This is a genomic window from Sinisalibacter aestuarii (assembly GCF_027923545.1).
Taxonomy (GTDB): domain Bacteria; phylum Pseudomonadota; class Alphaproteobacteria; order Rhodobacterales; family Rhodobacteraceae; genus Sinisalibacter; species Sinisalibacter aestuarii.
The window spans coordinates 291519-309047 of the sequence record NZ_BROH01000003.1 but is presented as its reverse complement, the minus strand read 5'-3'; the positions used below and the strand labels follow the sequence as shown (position 1 = coordinate 309047).

Here is a 17529-nt window from a genome sequence, read left to right as displayed (position 1 = left end):
CACCAGGCACCGTTGTCATCCTCGATAACCTGGCCACACATCGCAACAAGGAGGCCGCACAGGCCTTGCGCGATCACGGCTGCTGGTTCCTCCACCTGCCGCCGTACTCGCCCGATCTGAACCCCATGGAGCAGGCATACTCGAAGCTGAAAGCCCACTTGCGACGGATCGGTACAAGAACCTTCACCGAAGTCTTCGAGGCCATCGGATCAATCTGCGACCTCTACAACCCAGCAGAGTGCTGGAACTATTTCAAGGCTGCCGGATATGTCTCAGGTTAATGTCAAAACGCTTTAGTGACAGTTTTCGCGCGGTAGATTTAGGATGCTCGACGCGGCAGGAAGCGAGAGACTGAGACTGCAGTTGGCCTTTCTCAGTCCCGAGCACCACTGGGGTGGGCAAGCTCGACAGTAGCATTGTCCACCCCGGCGTCCGGGGCTGCGCTGACGAGTTGTATCCTCCTGTAAGGAGCAATGCTTCCGGCACGGCGGAGAGCATCGTCGATCAGACTGTAGACTTCATCCCGACAATCCACGACGCGCTCGAACCGCGGTACCCAGTATCGGACGGTATAGCTGATGCCACCTTCTTCATAGGATCGCACGCGGATAGAGGTGGGATCAGCAAGTATCCGGATCCCATGCCGCGCCAGGCTTCCAGCATGACAAGAATGATGCCGCAGAGCGCCAGAGCCAGCCCGGCCCCCAAAGCCGCCCGCAACGTCTCGCGTCACCTCGGGCGCGACATGGCAGGGCCAAGCCCGCGTAGAACGCGGCGAGGATAAACACGGGAGCGACGGACAAAACGCGGGCGTGGAACTTTTTTTCCTGTTTTCTGAGCCAAGGCTGTCCTCAAATCCGGACACCGATGGCCTTTCGGCTTTCAAATCAATGGGCATTGGTTCAAACTCAATCGGAAAGGGTCGGCCATGACGCCTGACGAGCCCAGAAGTTTGTTCTTTTCATTGTTCTTCGCTCCTGAACTGCGCGCATGGCAGGGGCGGATGTCCTTGCCGGTCGTCTTCTGGGGATATGGCGTCGCGACGAGCATGGCTCTCGCCATCCTGCACGCAACTGCGCTCGATGCAGGACAATTGGCCTTTCAGCAAGTGCTGATCCTGATCTCGGTTGCCTATACGGTCTGGATACTGGTCGCGATCTGGCGCTGCGCGCCGAACGCCAGTCCGTTCTGGGGCACTCTGGCACGATGGCTGACCGTCGCCTTGGCGCTGAACACGGCCCTTGTTCTTTTCTTTCTCCAGCTTGAACTGATGCTCAGATATGCACGGGGATGAGGCGCTCGAACCGGAGAACAGAGGCGTTGAGTCTTCGGGCCTGAAGCGCCTGCTGCACGATGGCGCGGCCTCGCTGTTTCCGGGTTATTTTGCGCTGGTGATGGCGACCGGCGTGGTGTCGATCGCCTGCCATTTCATGGGGCTCCGCCCCGTCGCGCTGGTGCTGATCGCGGTCAACTGGATCGCCTGGCCGGTGCTCTGGGGCCTGACGATCCTTCGCGCCGTGCGGTTCCACGCATTGCTACTACGCGACATCTCGGATCATCAGCGCGCGCCGGGGTACTTCACTATCGTTGCGGGCACCTGTGTTCTAGGCACGCAGAACGTGGTGGTACTCGGGGCCACGGGTGTGGGCACGGTGCTGTGGTGGTTCGGGCTGATCCTGTGGTTCGGTATCATGTATACCTTCTTCACCGCAGTCACCGTGCGGGCGCGCAAGCCCACGCTGGCGCGCGGCATCAACGGTGCTTGGCTGATCGCCGCGGTCTCGACCCAGTCGGTGGTGGTGCTGCGCGGGGTGATCGACGTGGCCGCCCCTCCGCCTGAGGCGATCCAGTTCCAAGTGATCGCGATGTTCCTGATCGGCTGCATGCTCTATCTCGCGATCATCCCTCTGATCTTCTATCGCCTCACCTTCGTGCCGATGAACCGCGAGGATTTCAGCCCGCCCTACTGGATCAATATGGGCGCCGTGGCGATCACGGCACTGGCAGGCTCGATCCTGATCCTGCGCGGCGAGACCTGGCCGCTGCTGGGCCCGCTGTTGCCGTTCATCCGCGGCTTCACCTTCTTCTTCTGGGCGGTGGCAAGCTGGTGGATCCCGTTCCTGTTCGCGCTGATGACCTGGCGCTATCTCTGGATGCGCGACCGTTTCACCTACGAGCCCGCAATCTGGGGCATGGTGTTTCCGCTCGGGATGTACACCACCAGCACTTACCAGTTCGACCGCGCGATGGGATACGGCATCCTCGACCCGGTCCCCGAGGTGCTGGTCTATGTTGCACTTTCCGCATGGGTGCTGGGCATGGCGGGCCTCGGACGGCGCGTTGTTCAAGCCGGTCGCGCTGCAGGACGAAAACCGCCCCACGTCCCATGATCGTCGTTCGAGGAGCCGGGATCATCCGTTCAGTCGACGGGCCTCGGGCCGCCGCACGACTTTCGCCGGGCTCTTCATTGCAGAACAGACGTCAGTCTACCCCCTCGACGATCACGAGATCGGTCTCTGAGGCCTGTTCGCGGACCCGTCGTGCGGCTGGGTAGGCCTCGGACTCATAGAAGCGCTGCGCCGCTGCGAGATCGTCGAACTCCACCACCACGACCGTGCCACGCGGGCCGTCCTCGCGGTGATCCCCATCCGGGTTGCGGACCAGAACGCGGCCGCCATGTTCGGCGATGGCCGGGCCCGCCATGCGCTTGAACTCTTCGTAGCATCGTTATCCTGCACGCGGATGTGGGCCACGACATATCCCTTCGGCATACGATCCTCCTCCTGAGCGATACCCTAAGATCCATCGCCCCTCGTGAATCCGAAAGATCGGAAAAGACGAAGCCACGACAGGTGCGACCCGTCATGCGGTTTGTTCCGTCGAAAGGCTCCGGTATCAAGAAGGACATGGCCGACTTTTCCAATCCCATGCTTTTCGCGATCGCGGCGACTTTCCTTGCTGCGGGGTTCGTCAAGGGCGTAACGGGGATGGGTCCGCCGACCGTGGCAATGGCGGTGCTGGGCGCGCGCGTCTCGCCGCTCGCTGCCGCTGGCCGCCTCGTCATTCCCTCCCTTGTCACCAGTATCCGGCAGTTCCTCGCCAGACCGGCGCGCAGCGCGGTACTGCGACGTCTCTGGTCGATGATGCTGGCGATCTTCGCGGGGATGGCGCTGAGCGCCGGTCTCCTCGTGGGCGGTGAAACCGAAGCCACCACCACGGCGCTGGGTCTCGCGCTTGTCGCCTGCTCTATCTACACTATTTTCGCGAGACAGTTGCGCGCTCCCCGGCAGCTCGAGCCCTGGCTCTCACCGATCGTCGGAGCCGCTACCGGCCTCGTGACGGGCGGCACCGGCATCCTAGGGTCAGGACTCATAGCCAGAACATGACGATGGCGGCGAGTATTGCGACGTTCAGGAAGGTTACCGGGTTTCGGTCGTATCGAGTTGCGAGGCGGCGCCAGTCTTTGAGGCGCGCAAAGCTGTTTTCGATGCGGTGACGATCGCGGTCGCGTTCGGGATCGTATTTCCCCGGCGTGTTGTGCAATTTCCTGTAGGGGATGCAGGGTGTGATCCCTCGTTCTTTCAAGAGGTTACGGATCCACATCGCATCATAGCCGCGATCTGCCAGCAGCCAGTTCGCATTTGGGGCATCGGCCAGGAGAGCGGGGGCCGCGGCGAAATCGTTGCGCTCACCGCCGGTCAGAACAAAGCGCAGCGGGCGCCCCGCGGCATCGGTCAACATGCTGAGCTTCGAGCTCAGCCCGCCGCGCGACCTCCCGATCCCGCGCCCCCCTTTTTGCCCCGGAGCGAGGCGGCGGTGCGATGGGCCTTCAGGTAGGTGGCATCGATCATCAGCCCGTCGAGGTCTTCGCCCTCGGACAGCGCGAGCAGAATGCGCAGGAACACACCCTTCTCGCTCCAGCGTTTCCAGCGGTTGTAAAGCGTCTTCGGAGGGCCATAGTCGGCAGGCGCATCACGCCATCGCAACCCATTGCGATTAATGAAGATAATTCCACTCAGAACGCGCCGGTCATCGATGCGCGGCTTGCCGTGGGATCTCGGAAAGAAGGGCGCCAGACGTGCCATCTGCTCGTCGCTCAGCCAAAAAAGATCGCTCATGTTCACCGCCTGTTTTCCATGCAGTGAACCAGGCGCGCGGCAGAATTTCAATGGGTCCTGACCCTAGTGATCCCCGCGATTCCCTACCTTCAGGCACTCGGGCTGACGCGCGACCATCTGATCCTGGCGCTCGGGCTGTCCTATACCGTCTCCACGCTTGCGCTGGCGGCCGACCTTGGCGCGCGCGGCGCTGTCACCCTCGACGGTGCGGGGCTGTCGGCGCTGGCGGTGCTTCCGGGAATGTGGGCGGGCCAGAAGTTGCGAGCCCGCATCGACCCGATCCTGTTCCGGCGTCTTTGCCTTCTCGGCTTGTTGATGCTCGGCGTAGAGATGGTGCTGCGCGCGATGTGATGACATCGCGCTTCCTCAGCGTTGCGCGTCACGCGCCTGAGAGAGCGAACACCAGGCATTCAGACCGAGGCCCGTCGCTTGACGCAACGGCTAGAGCTTGCCTGTCTCCCTCAGCGCGTTGACCACACGTTCGGTCATGCCAGCGCAGCGGGCGCCCTCGAAGGGAAAGACTGTATCAAAACCACCGCGCAGTTCTGCCTCCAGTGAAGCGCGTAACCGGCGGCGTGCGCGGAAGAGGCGCGTCTTCACCGTGATCGGATTGAGCGAGAGATCGGCAGCGATCTGGCGCACAGGCACGCCCTCGACCTCATGCAGCAGGAAGGGCAGACGCATGTCGGAGGGCAGCGCGGTCACCGCGCGTTCCATCAGCGCGCGCATCTGCGCCCGGCCAAGGGCTGTCTCCGGCTGTTCGGAGCCTACGCGGGGGAACGACAGGACATTGGCGGGATCGGCGCGTTCTTCGGCCACCGTATCGTAGCTTTCCTGGGCGTGCGCGCGGCGCTGCTGCATGCGCGCGGCATTGATGGCGATCCGGGTGATCCAGGTGGCGAACGCCGCCTCGCCGCGGAACTGGTCGATCTTGCCGAAGGCGGCAAGGTAGGCCTCCTGCACGACCTCTTCCGCCTCCGCATCGCTCTCGACGATCCCACGCGCCACACGGAAGAGGCGCGGGTTGAGACGCCGGACCAACTCGCGCACCGCCGCCTCGCGGCGGGCATCCTCCGGTCCGGGTCGGGCGGCTGCGACCAGATCGGCCTCAGGTGTCGCGGGGCAAATCTCCGGTGCAGGCGTCTTGCTGCGGGTGGTCGGTGTCATCACGTCTCCTCGGGGTCGATGCGGCCTTGGCGCAAGATCGCCTCGACCGTTGGAAAGGCCCGCAGTGCCGCCTCGGGCAGATCGCCCGTGTCCTGCGCCACACCCTGCCAGCCCGTATCCGAGGGACGGCCGACCATGATCCGACCCACCATTCCGGCCATCTCGTGCGGCAGGCAATAGAAGTCGTAAACGCCGGGCACCGCCAGCGTCACCTCGAAGCTTTCGTCCGGCAGCAGGAAATCGCTGTCCCACGGCATGGCCCCGTCGGGAATGCGCGCAGCCCGCTCGAAAATCTCGGGATGATAGGCGGTGGCGGTGTGGCTGTTCACGGGGTCGCGGTTGACGAAGCGTAAGATTGTGCCGGGCGTGATGGCGAGGCCGATGGGATTATACCAAATGCGCTCGCCACGCGGCGTGCCGCGCATCTCGATCACTTCGACCTGTTGCGCACGCAAAATGGACGGCATCGCGAGGGTAGCGAGACCGCCACCCCCGGCCGCCAGGATATGGCGACGTGTCAGCATCACTCGGCCAAACGCCCGCGCGCTTCGTCGCCATGGAACAGCACGACATGGGCATGCGGCGCCTCGACGCCCGGATGACCGGCATTGTAATAGATATCGACGCTGGAGACATTGTGCGCGCCAACATGCAAATCGTCGTAGGAAGTGCCGTTTGCAAGTTCCTCAAGCGGGGTCATGTAGACGGTTGCGGACAGGTTGCCGTCGCGGTCATAGGCCAGGAACGGACCGGCGGGCAAAGTTGCCGGATCGACGAAAAGCGTGCCGAGGCCCGGGATGAACTCGGGCAGCGGCAGGGCGTCGCTGACCTGGATGAAGGGGGCGGGCGGCGGTGACTGGCGCAGCGCGTCCTCGGTATGGGCGAGAGCGGGGAGGGCGGTTGCGGCCAGGAGGCCGGCGGCGAGGGCCAATGCCTTGGTCATGGGTGGTCCTTTCGTGTTTGCGGTCGGACAGCGGCTTTTCCGCCGTCTCGCCCCATTGGATGCAAGCGGGCACGAAAGGTTCCCGGCTCGGGTGAATTTTTTAGTTCACGGTTCTGTGACCGCTAGTGCGATCCCGCATGCCCGTGTCGCGCGCGATCATCGCACCTCCAAGCGACCCGATGACCAGGAGCGCGGCCGCGATAAGCAATCCCTGGCCCGCCAGCCGCTGATCCGTCAGCAGATAAGCGCTGCAGAGCCGCGACGGCACGGCGAGCAGCAGCCAGCCCATCACCGCCAGCATCGCCGCTGCATTGGCGATCAAGAAGCCACGCAGCACCATCCCGGCCTGCACCCAGCCCCAGCCCAGCGGCAGTCCGGCAAGGCAGGCGAGGCTCGCGATTTTGGCGACCCGCGTGGCCGGATCGGTGAGGCTTGCGTCGATCCAGCGGGGCAGCAGCCAGAAGGCCAGCGTCAGTATGACGGCCAACAAGGCGGGCGCGGCGGTCCAGGGCGCCGGGCGATCCCGCGCGAGCCGCGCACCGATTACGGCGCCGCCCGCGATGACAACGGGGTATTGGCTCAGGATGTGGGTCGGCAGCCGCGCCTCCAGCAGCGGGCTGGCGGGCGGCAGGGCGGCGAGCGCGATCAGTCCCGTGCCCGTGATGATGACCGGATCAGCGCGCATTGCCGATCAGCCTGGCGCGCAGGCCTTCGGTGTCCTCGGGGTCGAAGACGGCGGTCAGGCGGCCATCGGCATCGACGAGATAGAGCCCGGCGTTATGGACAAATCCGCCCAACCCATCGGGGATCACCACCACCCCGGCGCGATCAAGCAGGGCATCGCGCCCCCGCGCGTCGGCGACGTACGCAACCCGCCAGCGCGGGGGCGCCGCACGATGCCGGTCGGCGAACCAGCCCAGCCGTTCGGTGTCGTCGTTCGGATCGAAGCTGATCGAGACGAGGCGCGCGTCCGCTGGCAAGGTCGCGTCCAGTTGCTCGAAGGCGGTGCCGAGTGTCAGGCAGATATCTGGACAGGTGGCATACACGAATTCCAGCACCAGGGGCGCGCCGCGATACTCCGACAGCGCCATCTCGGCCCCCGTCTGGTCGTGGAGCGTCACATCGGGCAGACGCCGCGGCGTGGCGGCGATGTCGAGCCGCCGCGCCGCTTCCGAGGTGAGGGCGCCTCCCTGGTCCGTCCCCCACCAGAGCGCCGCGGCGCCGAGGGCCGCCACCGCAACCGTGGCGAGCGCCGCGCGCATGACCCTCAGCCCTCGCGCAGGATCGCGGGGGTGCGGACGAGGAACATCGCCACGAACACGGTCGTCAGCGCAATGACGCCGACCGCCATGACCGAGGCGACCTGGTCCCAGATCTGCCATTCGGGCAGGTGCTCCGCCCAGCGGCGCGGCACGCTGGCCCAGCCGCCGATCAGGAACATCGAGACGAACCCCAGCCCGAACAGAAGGTAGAGCAGCGCCGTCAGGTCGCTGCCCTGGGGCCGCGTGTCCTCGCCGCGCGCGAGGTGGATCATGACGGCAAACATCATCGGCAGGAGCCCGAGCAGCAGGTAGAAGTGGAAATGCCCGGGCACCCACATCGTGTTGTGCATGACCGAATTGACCACCACGGTCGCGTCGACCACCGCCGGGATCACCCCGGCCATCCAGCCGAACATCGAGATCAACAGGAGCGTCGAGACCAGATCCCAGCGGATGCCCGAGCGATGCAGGATCGCCAGCGCGCCAAGGCCCGTGACGACCAACACCGGGAAGGAATTGACGTAGGAGAACACCTGTCCGATCGCCATCGCCCAGACCGGCATGGCGAAATCCATCAACAGGTGATGGGGAAAGATGATCAGCACCATGGTGGTCGAGAGCGTCCAGGCGGCCAGGAAAACCTTCGTCGTCTTCCACGGCCGGTCGGTGATCCGCGGCAAGAGTTCGTAGACCGCGACCACACCCATGTAGATCGTGGCGTTGATGAAGGTGTGGCCGAAGAAGTAGATCAGGTTCTTGGCCAAGAGCGGATTGATCTCGACCGCCGGGAAGGCAAGGTTGATCAGGCTCATCACCAGCACCAAAGCCCCTGCGATCAGCGCCAGCGTGGTGACGATCGTCACCATGGTCGCGGCGACGACGGTCGGCGGGGGCACATCCCGCATTGATCCGCCAAAGAGCACATGCCAGCCAAGACCCCGACCCAGCCCGCCATAGGTGGCAATGATCCCGCGGGCCAGTTCAAGGCACCAGATCAGGAAGCCGACCCCGATCACCAGCAGACCGCCCAGATGCAGCGCCGCTGCCCAGGCCGGCCACGCGCCCTGCGATGTCGCCGGCAGCGGGTAGAGGAACGTCCATGCGCCGCCGAAGCGCCCGGGGAAATCCGCCACGAGGATCGCCACGACGCCGATCAGGAACAGCCCGAAATTCGCCCCCATCACCCGGGAATTCAGCCGCACATGGGCCGACAGGAAATGCCACAGCACCGCGGCCCCGCCCAGGGCGGCGATGCCGACCATGCCGGTGCCGTGCACCGTCATCAGCTGATAGAACAGCGCCGGGTCGGTATAGACCCAGCCGGCCTGCGCCAGCCGCATCCAGAGCCCCGCCAGCATCATCAGCAAGAGGACGAGGCCCGTGGTCGCGAGGTAGAGCACGACCCAGCGGCGACCGCGATCGGTCGTGGCGGGGCTGTGTGTGAATGTCGTGTCAGCCATCGCTGCCTCCTTCGGTCACCACGATCTCGGCGATCATGTTGTGATGGACCAACCCGCAATATTCGAGGCAGAGCACCTGATAGGTGCCGGGCGTCTCGAAGACATGGGTCAGGCGGTTGACATAGCCAGGCATCGCCTGTGTCTGGGCGACCAGCGTGCCGGCCGCGTCGTAGATCCCGAAGCCGTGGTTGACGTCGGCGCTGGTGACGCGGAACTCCACCGGTACGCCCGCCGCGACCTCGCTCTGGTCAAGCTCCCAGTACCATTGGTAGCCGGTCACGTTGATGACCTGGGGTGCGGCGGCCTCTGCGGTGTAGGGGTTTTCGCGGAACAGCCAGATGCTGATCGGAAGCCCCACGAGGATCAGAAACCAGAATCCGAAGGCCCGGATGCGATAGGCATTGCCCTGAACCGGGGCATAGTCGCGGCCCTCATGGGCGAGACCGCGAACCCGCAGGAACACCGCGGCAAGCGCCAGGATCAGAATGAATGACAGAAGTACGGAGACGGTTTGAACGTTCATCGGCCGATCCTCCCGCCCAGATCGTGTACTGGAATTGAAAATACCGATTTGATCCAGATCAAGGTGATCGTGCGTGAACGAGATATGGCCGAGCCGTGACTCCGGCCCGACTCACCGGTATCCAATGCCGGTGACGTAATCCATCAACAGGGTCTCTTCGTGCTGCTCTGCCCCTTAAAACTGGACCATTTGAAGCTGGAGTTTTCGACTATGCTTTCCTGGCCGGCAAAAGCTGATCGCCGGCGCAGGGAAAAGACCCCACGCCGACGTAACATACGAGCCTGCGACCCGTGTTTGCTCAGACGAAGGTCACCGCTACTGGATGACGGCCGCCTGGTCCTCGCCGCTCATCTCGGCATCGAGGAACACGGCTCCGGGGAGATCCGGGCGACACGTGACCGGGTTGGGATCACCGGTCACCGAATCCTCGAAGACATCTGATGTGTAGGTTGTCGTTTCGGGAGGCGTGCCGCCCGTTGCAAGGGCAACCGCCCATCTGATTGCCAGTCGGCTATTGTCGATGCCCGCTCCCACGGTGAAGAGCTTGAAGTCGGGATTGGCGTCCTTGTTCTCTTCCCAGTAACAGCTGAGGACATTGCCGCCCTCTGCCACAACAGCGGGAATGGATTTTCCGTTGACTCCGAAGGCCGAAAGGCCACCGATGAGCGCGGACCCGAACTCAGCCAGAACCACGTCGATCCGCTCCTGTTTCACGACTTCCGCAGACAGGATCTGTTGTGTCAGCGCAGGATCCCAGTTGGTCACATGGAAAGGTTCGGGATTCACATAGACATATTCCGGGCCAAGCACTGAATTCAGCCCCTCAAGTTCCTGAAGCGAAACGCTGTTACCGGCCGGCCCGCCAAGAAAGAGGATATTCGCTCCGTCCGGGAATTCGCGCTTGATGAAGTTGCCGAAGTTTACGCCATCGTTCACGAAGGATGCACCAATGAATTTGCTGTAGTTTACACCCTCTTCGCCTCCGACTTCCTGGCGATATGGCACAACCACCGCGCCGGCTCTGTGGGCCGCCGTAATCGCCGGAAGCACTGCGGGTCCTGCATCGGGGAATACAACGATTGCATCAACTCCTCTGGCGGCCATGGTGTTGATGTCGATGATGGCCTTTTGAACATCTCCCTGAGCATCGCTATAGAGATATTCTGTAACGCTCGGGCATTTGGCGGCTTCCTGTTTTGCAGCTGCCGAGGTGATCTGCCTCCAGCCGTTTCCGCCGAAGCCATCGAGCAACGCAACCGAGACCTTTTTCGGACCGCACCACGACGGCATGTCCTGAGCCTGAGCGAATGTGGCACTGCCAGCCAAACCCAATGCGAGGGACATGGCGATCGCTATACCTGTGACTTTTTGTTTCTTCATGGCTTTCCTCCTGTTGTTACTTTGTCTTTGTCTTTGTCTTTGTCTTTGTCTTTGTCTTTGTCTTTGTCTTTGTCTTTGTCTTTGTCTTTGTCTTTGTCTTTGTCTTTAGTCCCCGGCATTTCCGTTCACGCATCCATATAGACAGACGGACTTGGCGGGTGATCCGGTGGCCAGCCACCGCTCTCCGTTTCCTGCTTACTGTGGGTGCCGTCGGGTCCGCCTCCCGGCCAATTCAAACCGAGACGTCTTGCTTCGTGCCCTTGGCAGGTCGGCGATTCCAAACCGGGTGCTGCGGCGTTGCCTGCTGGTCTCTTCGAGGGGTGCATTCATGCACCCTTCGCGCCGGTCGCAGGCAATCGCACCAATTGTCGGGAAAACGGTTGGGGCCGCTCAAAAGAGCCGGGAGCGCAAGGCGAATTCCCCGGATGGCCTTCATGCGGGCGACCCCAAACCGCCAGGTGCGTCAGCTCACTGGTAGGTCGAGATGCCACTCGAGATGGCTGATCCTCCATACCCCGTCGCTTTTTTCCAGCTTATGCAGATACCAGCCGGCGCCATACATTCTGGTCGAGTGGTTTTCCGACGCGGGCGCAACCAGCATCGAGGTTACTTGCGCTGAATTGTCTGTCAGCTCGTCAAACTTGAAGTTGGTGATGCAGTGCCTGGGTTGAAGGGCAAGATCTTTTGTGCCCTCGAACTGGTGATCCATGCGGCCCATAATACCGTCGACGATGTTCTGGCGCCCCTTGATGGGACCATAGTCATGATGCTCTTCGGTGAACCCCTTGTTCACGGCATCTTCGGTAAAGCAGTCTGCAAGCGCGTCGCGGTCCATGAAGTCCAGCGCGTGCCCGTAACGGCTTATTGTTTCCATTATTGCCAGTCGGTCAGCGACCGACTCGATTGAAACTGGGTTCATTGGTTTCCTCCCATACCCAAATGTTAATTTTGCGCTCTCAGTTCGTTGCTGAGTGCGAGGGAGAACGTAGCTCATTGCTAATGCATATTCAATTATTAAATCGCAGATATGCTATTTTGTTATCGCGTAGATGCTATCTTTGGTTCTCGTAGGAACTCGCTTGCGGTGATAGCTTGGCCGGGCAAGGCGCCCAGATCAGGACTGGGTTCTGTCCTCATTAAGTGGATTCCCAGGCGGGTGAGGCTGTGATTCACTGATCCAACGAGGAGGAGGATCATGGCACGGTTTGATTTGAGTGATGCGGAGTGGCGGATCATCGAGCCGCTGCTGCCGAACAAGCCGCGAGGTGTTGCTCGGGTCGATGACTGATGGGTTCTGAACGGGATATTTTACATCCTGCGCACCGGCTCGCCCTGGCGCGATCTGCCGGAGCGCTACGGCCCTTCCACCACCGTCTACAACCGCTGTAATCGCCGGGCCAAGGTTGGGGTCTGGGTCAATATCTTCAATGCCTTGGCGGCGAAGCCACCAGAATCCATGGTCTTCATCGGCAGTTCCATCATCCGCGCGCACCAACACGCCGCCGGCGGTAAAAAGGGGGTGAAGATCACGCCATCGGTTGCTCTCGTGGCGGGTTGAGCGCCAAGATCAACGCGGTTGTGGATGAGGCGGGCCTGCCGAACCGGCTGTCGATCAGCCCCGGTCAGGCCAGCGACAAGGCCGCCGCGCCCGCATTGATCGACAGCCTCACGTGCAGCTCTCATGTCGTGGCCGACCACACGGCCTACACATGGGACGCCAACGTTTGACAAAAGAATCTGATCAACGGGAAACAGGCGAACCCGGGGTGAGCCCCCATTGAGTTCGTCCTCGTCCGCAATGCACCTTACCAGATCGGGGATACGCCGCGCTGAGGCTCAAAAAAGGGGGTGATGCGGTGCTAAACGTGATGTCGAAATGGCGAATCGATTCGCAGTGAAGGGGTGGGCTCAAAGGTATAAGTAATTGGAAAAATATTAGATATGAGATGTGATTGTTGGCTATAATAAATAAAAATTGTAACGACTAGGGATGCGTGCTAACAATCCGGCCAGGCGGCGAGCCAGCGCGGGAGGCGCTGAGAGACTTGGCCGCATTCTAGGGAGGACATGATAATGAACCTTGCAAAAATGGCCTTGGCCGCATGCCTTTTCGCACCATCGCTGCCCGCGGCGGCGGAGACTTTCGATCTGCAAAGCGTGAATGCCCTGAATTCACCGATCATTGGTCAAAGCCCGGTCAACTGGGCTGACATGGTGCGCACGATGACAAACGGCGAGGTGGACGTGAAAGTCCATGGGGCCGGGGAACTGGTGCCGCCACTCGAAGTTCTGAACATGGTGTCGTCGGGTGCCATCCCGATGGGATACGACTGGATCGGTTACTGGTCGGACGCGATGCCGACGGCCCTTCTACTGGCTTCGATGCCGTTCGGGCCGACGCCCGAACAGGCAATGGGCTGGATGTATGCGGGCGGTGGGATGGAGATCCTGCAAAAGGCCTACGATCCGTTCAACGTGAAGGTTATTCCCTGCCATATCGGATTGTCCGAGGCTGCGGGGTGGTACAACCGTGAAATCAACACCATCGAAGATTTTCAGGGTCTGAAGATCCGCATCGCCGGCCTCGGCGCTCAGGTTATCAGTCGTCTCGGGGCCAGTCCGCAACTCTTGCCGGCCGGGGAAATCTACCTGTCTCTGGAGACTGGTCGACTGGACGCGGCCGAATTCTCGATGCCGCTCGTCGATGAGGGATTCGGCTTTCAAGATGTGGCGGATTACTATTACTTTCCCGGTTGGCATCAGCCATCGAGCTGGAGTTCGATCCTGATTTCGATGCCGGTGTGGGACGGTTTCACATCAGATCAGCAGACCTCGATGGTCGATGCCTGCCGTGCAAACGTGATGCAGAGCTTCGGCGAGCAGCTTGGTGCACAGGTTGACGCGCTGGCCCGGATTGAGGAAGCGGGCGCCGAAATTCGCAACTTCTCGCCGGAAATCCTTGACCGCCTGCGCGAAGAATCCATTATCGTGCTGGAAGAAACTGCCGCCGGTAATGAACTGCTTTCCGAGGCCTATGCGTCGCTCAAGGCCTATGTGGAAGCCACCAACGGCTATACATCGCTGCAGTCGCTCGGCCAGTAACCCGGCTGCGTGCTCCCGCCTCAAGAAACGTTCATTATGGATCGCTTTCTCAATCTCTTGTCCGGCGCTCTCGCGGCGCCGGGCCGCATCGTCGCCTGGCTGTTGCTGCCGATGGTGCTGTTCGTTTGCGTCGCGGTCTTCGCGGCGGCGGCCCGGCTCAACGGCTTCTTTACCTGGGAAACCGATATCTTCCTGCTGGGCACCGAAATTGGTCCGACCAGCGTGACCGATGCGCAATGGCACATCTTCGGCCTGTTGGTGATGCTTGGCGGAGGGTGGACCTACCTGGAAAACAGGCATGTGCGCGTCGAAGTCCTGTCTGAACACATGCCGCGCAAGGCCCGGGCAGTGGTCGAAATTCTGGGCATCGCCATCTTCTTGCTGCCTTTTTGCTGGCTCGCGGCAAATTTCGGATATCGCTTCGCGCTGAGTTCGTTCTCGACGGGCGAGGGGTCGAGCTACGGCGGCCTTCAGGACCGTTGGGTGCTCAAGGCAAGCCTTCCTGTCGGCTTTATCCTGCTCGCTCTCGCGGGACTGGTCATCCTGGTTCGCGAAGTGCGCGAGTTGTTCGCGCGTCGGAAGGATCATTGACATGTGGGAACACGCCTATCCTTTGGCCATGGGCATGATGCTGCTTGTGGGGCTTTTCACTGGCTTTCCGGTCGCATTTGTCCTCACGGGTGTCGCGGTCGTCTTCCTGTTCATAAGTGGCACACCACCGCTTTTCGTGACCACGGCGGTTGCACGGATTTTCTCTGGCATCCTGACGAACTGGCTGCTGATTTCGATCCCGCTGTTCATCTTCATGGGCCACATGCTTGAAGTATCGGGCGTGGCGGGCCGCCTATTGCGCGCCTTCGAGCGAGTTCTTAAGGGACGACCCGGAGGCCTTGCGATCGCTGTCTGTCTGATCGGTGTTATCATGGCCGCGGCAACAGGGATCGTAGGGGCATCGGTCGTACTGATGGCCACGATTGCATTGCCCGCGATGCACGCCGCCAGGTACAGCCGCAGCCTGTCGTCCGGCCTGGTGTGCGCAAGCGGGACATTGGGCATCCTTGTGCCGCCATCGATCATGCTGATCATTCTTGGCGACCAGATGCAGATCTCCATCCGTGATCTGTTCCTCGCGGCGATCGGTCCCGGCCTTATCCTTGCGGCCTGTTACCTATTGTTCATTCTTATCCTCGCCAAGTTACGCCCGTCGCTCATGCCGCGCGCCGAGGGGATAGCGGATACGCCTTTCAACTGGGGCCAGATTCTGCTGGATCTCCTTGCGCCGCTGGTTCTGATCGTGCTGGTGCTGGGCTCGATCCTCGGTGGTCTTGCCACTCCAACAGAGGCTGCTGGGCTCGGTGCGGCCGGCGCTACGCTCCTGGCGCTTCTCAGTCGTGGCCTGAACCTGGCCAAGTTGCGGCGGATTCTGCGCGAGACCACGCTGACGACGGTGATGATCGCCTTTGTCATGATCGGCGCGACCGTCTTTGCCGCAGTCTTTCGGCGGCTTGGTGGCGACGAGGCGATCACCTCGCTTTTCGGCGGCTTGCACGGGGCGCCCTATGCTCTTCTCTTCACCGTACTGCTCATCATCTTCATTCTCGGCTTCTTTCTCGATTGGATCGAGATTTCGCTCGTTGTTCTTCCGCTGATCGTCCCGGTGATCGTCGCACAGGACTTCGGCCTTAGTCGTGACATGGTGTTGGTTTGGTTCGGCATTCTCGTGGCAACCAACTTGCAGACCTCGTTCTTGACGCCGCCCTTTGGTCCAGCTTTGTTCTACCTGAAGGGGGCGGTCCCTGATCTTCCGATCGGAACCGTCTATCGTGGGATAGTTCCGTTCGTGCTGCTTCAGGCCATAGTCCTTGCGCTGATCGCAATTTTCCCTGAGTTAGCATTGACACTGGTCCGGCTGGCGGACTGAGCAGGGCGGAGATTGCGGAGCGCATGTCGAAGAAGGAGTTGGGGCGCGGGATCAAGTCGGTTGAGTTGTTCGGCACGATCCTTGCCGCGATGACCAATCTCGGCGAGCGTCCGTCACTTGCCGAGATTGCCGAGGCGACCGGCATGCAACAGCAACAGCTCCGACCCTATCTGGTGAGTTTCCAGCGACTTGGCCTGATCGAAGTCGACCCGGCATCGCGTGGTCGGGCTTTCGGTGCGCTCGCAGCCCGTCTCGGACATTGCCGGCTTGAGACGCTGGGGCAGAGATTTGGCTTCCAGCAGATTGCGCGTGAAATCTCGTCGGAGCATGACCTCCTTGTTGGGCTTGTCTTCTGGGCCGGCCATCGCCCCACCATCGCTAAGGTCATTCCGTCGCGTACTCCGCTTGACATCAACCTGAGGCCCGGAACCCCCTATAACGTGACGGGGACAGCGACGGGTCGAACCTTCCTTACTTATTCCTCGGATCCGCGCGTGGCTGCTCGTGCAGAGGCTGAACTCAAAGGCTCCGTGGATCAGCCTGCGATTGGCGATGCTCCTGACCGGGCGGAGCTTGCGCGACTGATCGGTGATATCCGGGAGAAGGAATACGCATTCGTCCGCGATGCATATTTTCCAGGCTACAATGCCATCGCGGTGCCAGTGTTCGATCAGGCGGGGCAGCTCATATGTACGATGACGATTGTCGGCACCTCTGACGGGTTGCCTGAGAAGGCCGCCGGTCCACTGGCCAGGGATATTGTCGAGAGGCTGAAAAGCTATCGTGATAGGCCGCTGAAGTTGAAGAACCTGACGCGCCTCCCTGATCCAACACTCGCCGCTGCCGCAAACGGGCAGGCCGCGGCCCTCGAAGATCGTCGCGGGGTAGGATCGGCCGAAATCGCCGGTCGGATTCTCGCCGCGCTCGCATTCACGTCAGGGCCGCGAAAACTGAAGGACGTCTGCGATGACGCAGGCATCCTGCCTGCGAAGGCACATGGGTATATGGTCAGTCTCAGAAAGACAGGGCTTGTCGAGAAGGTTCCGGAATCCCCCCGCTATCAGGTCGGGCCAGTTCCGGCCGAGATGCTGTTGGTCAGGCTGCAAAGCTACAACGCCTTCGAAACCACGCGCGCGCTCATACACGAATTGTCCGAGGACACCGGGATGATGTGCTTCCTGTCCACCTGGGGGACCTATGGACCCGTGGTGGTGGATATCGCGCGCCCCCGTGATTCCCGTCACACCGACATTCACATCGGCAGAACGCTCCCGCTGTCGGATACGGCGACTGGCATGCTGTTCAGGGCGCATACCAGCGCCGATGCGCAGCGACAGGCTCTGGCTGCTGCAAAGGCCATCGCGCCTCATCGTGAGGTCAAGGGGCTGCCGGCTAAGGACTGGGCGAGGATATCGCAGGAGGTGAGGGAGACTGGGGTCGCGGCGACCGAACAGCGAGGACAGGTTCGCTTGCGCTCGCTCGCTGCGCCGGTTTTCGACCATGATGGCGAAATCTGGTTCTCCGTCACCCTGACCGGAGACATTGAGGAGGTCGCCGCACAGGAGGCCAAGCTGCTGGAACGTCTAAGGGGAGAGGTCGCGAAGATTTCGACGGATCTCGGGTACCAGCCGGAGACCGCCACCGGATAAGGCC

At 61.7% G+C, this 17529-nt stretch carries 22 protein-coding genes and 2 pseudogenes; 11 read left to right on the top strand and 13 right to left on the bottom strand.

The features are described 5' to 3' along the window. The 3 genes from QMG28_RS08265 to QMG28_RS08255 all read left to right on the top strand — a co-directional run. A partial coding sequence (locus QMG28_RS08265) for a transposase (protein ID WP_281841745.1) occupies positions 1-281 on the top strand: 281 nt, incomplete at its 5' end. 647 nt (positions 282-928) lie between these two features. Further along, entirely contained in the window at positions 929-1294 is a 366-nt protein-coding gene (locus QMG28_RS08260) for a hypothetical protein (protein WP_281841744.1), read from the top strand. Next, complete coding sequence (locus tag QMG28_RS08255; protein ID WP_281841743.1) at positions 1281-2390, top strand: tellurite resistance/C4-dicarboxylate transporter family protein; 1110 nt, start codon at positions 1281-1283, stop codon at positions 2388-2390. Before QMG28_RS08260 ends, QMG28_RS08255 begins: the two co-directional genes overlap by 14 nt. Positions 2391-2481: 91 nt before the next feature. On the opposite strand, the pseudogene QMG28_RS08250 reads toward QMG28_RS08255, so the two are convergent. Next, positions 2482-2709, bottom strand: a pseudogene (locus QMG28_RS08250) (DUF1330 domain-containing protein); the annotation flags it as partial. Between the two features lie 197 nt (positions 2710-2906). Between QMG28_RS08250 and QMG28_RS08245 the strand changes: the two are divergent. Continuing rightward, the gene (locus QMG28_RS08245; protein WP_281841741.1) at positions 2907-3386 is read left to right on the top strand and encodes a sulfite exporter TauE/SafE family protein; all 480 of its coding nucleotides are present in this window, start codon (positions 2907-2909) and stop codon (positions 3384-3386) included. On the opposite strand, the gene QMG28_RS08240 is transcribed toward QMG28_RS08245, so the two are convergent. Continuing rightward, positions 3370-4118 (bottom strand): IS5 family transposase gene (locus tag QMG28_RS08240; RefSeq protein WP_434784433.1). Its coding sequence is split into 2 segments (ribosomal slippage): positions 3370-3800 and positions 3800-4118, totalling 750 coding nucleotides; the frame shifts between segments, so codons are not numbered across the junction. The two genes, QMG28_RS08245 and QMG28_RS08240, sit on opposite strands and share 17 nt — an antisense overlap. Before the next feature lie 66 nt (positions 4119-4184). Here QMG28_RS08240 and QMG28_RS08235 point away from each other — a divergent pair. Beyond that, positions 4185-4469, top strand: a complete 285-nt coding sequence (locus QMG28_RS08235; RefSeq protein ID WP_281841740.1) for a hypothetical protein — start codon at positions 4185-4187, stop codon at positions 4467-4469. Positions 4470-4559: 90 nt separating this feature from the next. On the opposite strand, the gene QMG28_RS08230 is transcribed toward QMG28_RS08235, so the two are convergent. The 10 genes from QMG28_RS08230 to QMG28_RS08185 form a co-directional block, all read right to left on the bottom strand. Continuing rightward, positions 4560-5285 (bottom strand): RNA polymerase sigma factor, encoded by a 726-nt coding sequence (locus QMG28_RS08230; RefSeq protein ID WP_281841739.1) that lies wholly within the window; start codon positions 5283-5285, stop codon positions 4560-4562. Beyond that, complete coding sequence (locus tag QMG28_RS08225) at positions 5285-5752, bottom strand: plastocyanin/azurin family copper-binding protein (protein ID WP_281841738.1); 468 nt, start codon at positions 5750-5752, stop codon at positions 5285-5287. Before QMG28_RS08225 ends, QMG28_RS08230 begins: the two co-directional genes overlap by 1 nt. Before the next feature lie 56 nt (positions 5753-5808). Then, positions 5809-6228, bottom strand: coding sequence for a hypothetical protein (locus QMG28_RS08220; protein ID WP_281841737.1), 420 nt, complete (start codon positions 6226-6228; stop codon positions 5809-5811). Positions 6229-6328: 100 nt separating this feature from the next. Further along, positions 6329-6913 (bottom strand): hypothetical protein, encoded by a 585-nt coding sequence (locus QMG28_RS08215; protein WP_281841736.1) that lies wholly within the window; start codon positions 6911-6913, stop codon positions 6329-6331. After that, the gene (locus QMG28_RS08210) at positions 6903-7490 is read right to left on the bottom strand and encodes an SCO family protein (protein ID WP_281841735.1); all 588 of its coding nucleotides are present in this window, start codon (positions 7488-7490) and stop codon (positions 6903-6905) included. Before QMG28_RS08210 ends, QMG28_RS08215 begins: the two co-directional genes overlap by 11 nt. A 5-nt stretch (positions 7491-7495) precedes the next feature. After that, positions 7496-8950 (bottom strand): cbb3-type cytochrome c oxidase subunit I, encoded by a 1455-nt coding sequence (locus QMG28_RS08205; protein ID WP_281841734.1) that lies wholly within the window; start codon positions 8948-8950, stop codon positions 7496-7498. Beyond that, the gene (locus QMG28_RS08200; RefSeq protein ID WP_281841733.1) at positions 8943-9473 is read right to left on the bottom strand and encodes a cupredoxin domain-containing protein; all 531 of its coding nucleotides are present in this window, start codon (positions 9471-9473) and stop codon (positions 8943-8945) included. The genes QMG28_RS08205 and QMG28_RS08200 overlap by 8 nt, the downstream gene beginning before the upstream one ends. 315 nt (positions 9474-9788) lie before the next feature. Then, on the bottom strand, positions 9789-10853 hold the full coding sequence (locus tag QMG28_RS08195) for a substrate-binding domain-containing protein (RefSeq protein ID WP_281841732.1): 1065 nt from the start codon (positions 10851-10853) through the stop codon (positions 9789-9791). Continuing rightward, on the bottom strand, positions 10850-10972 hold the full coding sequence (locus QMG28_RS08190) for a hypothetical protein (protein WP_281841731.1): 123 nt from the start codon (positions 10970-10972) through the stop codon (positions 10850-10852). Before QMG28_RS08190 ends, QMG28_RS08195 begins: the two co-directional genes overlap by 4 nt. 344 nt (positions 10973-11316) lie before the next feature. Continuing rightward, positions 11317-11772 carry a nuclear transport factor 2 family protein gene (locus tag QMG28_RS08185; protein ID WP_281841730.1) on the bottom strand — a complete coding sequence of 152 codons (456 nt, stop codon included), beginning with the start codon at positions 11770-11772 and terminating at the stop codon, positions 11317-11319. Between the two features lie 375 nt (positions 11773-12147). On the opposite strand from QMG28_RS08185, the pseudogene QMG28_RS20955 reads away from it, so the two are divergent. Then, positions 12148-12219: pseudogene (locus QMG28_RS20955) on the top strand (transposase); the annotation flags it as partial. Positions 12220-12227: 8 nt separating this feature from the next. Here QMG28_RS20955 and QMG28_RS08180 read toward each other — a convergent pair. Beyond that, positions 12228-12383: a hypothetical protein gene (locus tag QMG28_RS08180; protein ID WP_281841729.1), complete on the bottom strand. Its 156-nt coding sequence runs from the start codon at positions 12381-12383 to the stop codon at positions 12228-12230. 24 nt (positions 12384-12407) lie between these two features. On the opposite strand from QMG28_RS08180, the gene QMG28_RS08175 reads away from it, so the two are divergent. The 5 genes from QMG28_RS08175 (at position 12408) to QMG28_RS08155 (ending at position 17525) form a co-directional block, all read left to right on the top strand. After that, positions 12408-12581: a hypothetical protein gene (locus tag QMG28_RS08175; protein WP_281841728.1), complete on the top strand. Its 174-nt coding sequence runs from the start codon at positions 12408-12410 to the stop codon at positions 12579-12581. Positions 12582-12926: 345 nt separating this feature from the next. Then, complete coding sequence (locus QMG28_RS08170; protein ID WP_281841727.1) at positions 12927-13955, top strand: TRAP transporter substrate-binding protein; 1029 nt, start codon at positions 12927-12929, stop codon at positions 13953-13955. Between the two features lie 36 nt (positions 13956-13991). Next, on the top strand, positions 13992-14546 hold the full coding sequence (locus QMG28_RS08165) for a TRAP transporter small permease subunit (protein ID WP_281841726.1): 555 nt from the start codon (positions 13992-13994) through the stop codon (positions 14544-14546). 28 nt (positions 14547-14574) lie between these two features. After that, complete coding sequence (locus QMG28_RS08160) at positions 14575-15876, top strand: TRAP transporter large permease (RefSeq protein WP_281841725.1); 1302 nt, start codon at positions 14575-14577, stop codon at positions 15874-15876. A gap of 23 nt (positions 15877-15899) precedes the next feature. Next, positions 15900-17525, top strand: a complete 1626-nt coding sequence (locus QMG28_RS08155) for an IclR family transcriptional regulator (RefSeq protein ID WP_281841724.1) — start codon at positions 15900-15902, stop codon at positions 17523-17525. The last annotated feature ends 4 nt before the right edge of the window (positions 17526-17529 follow it).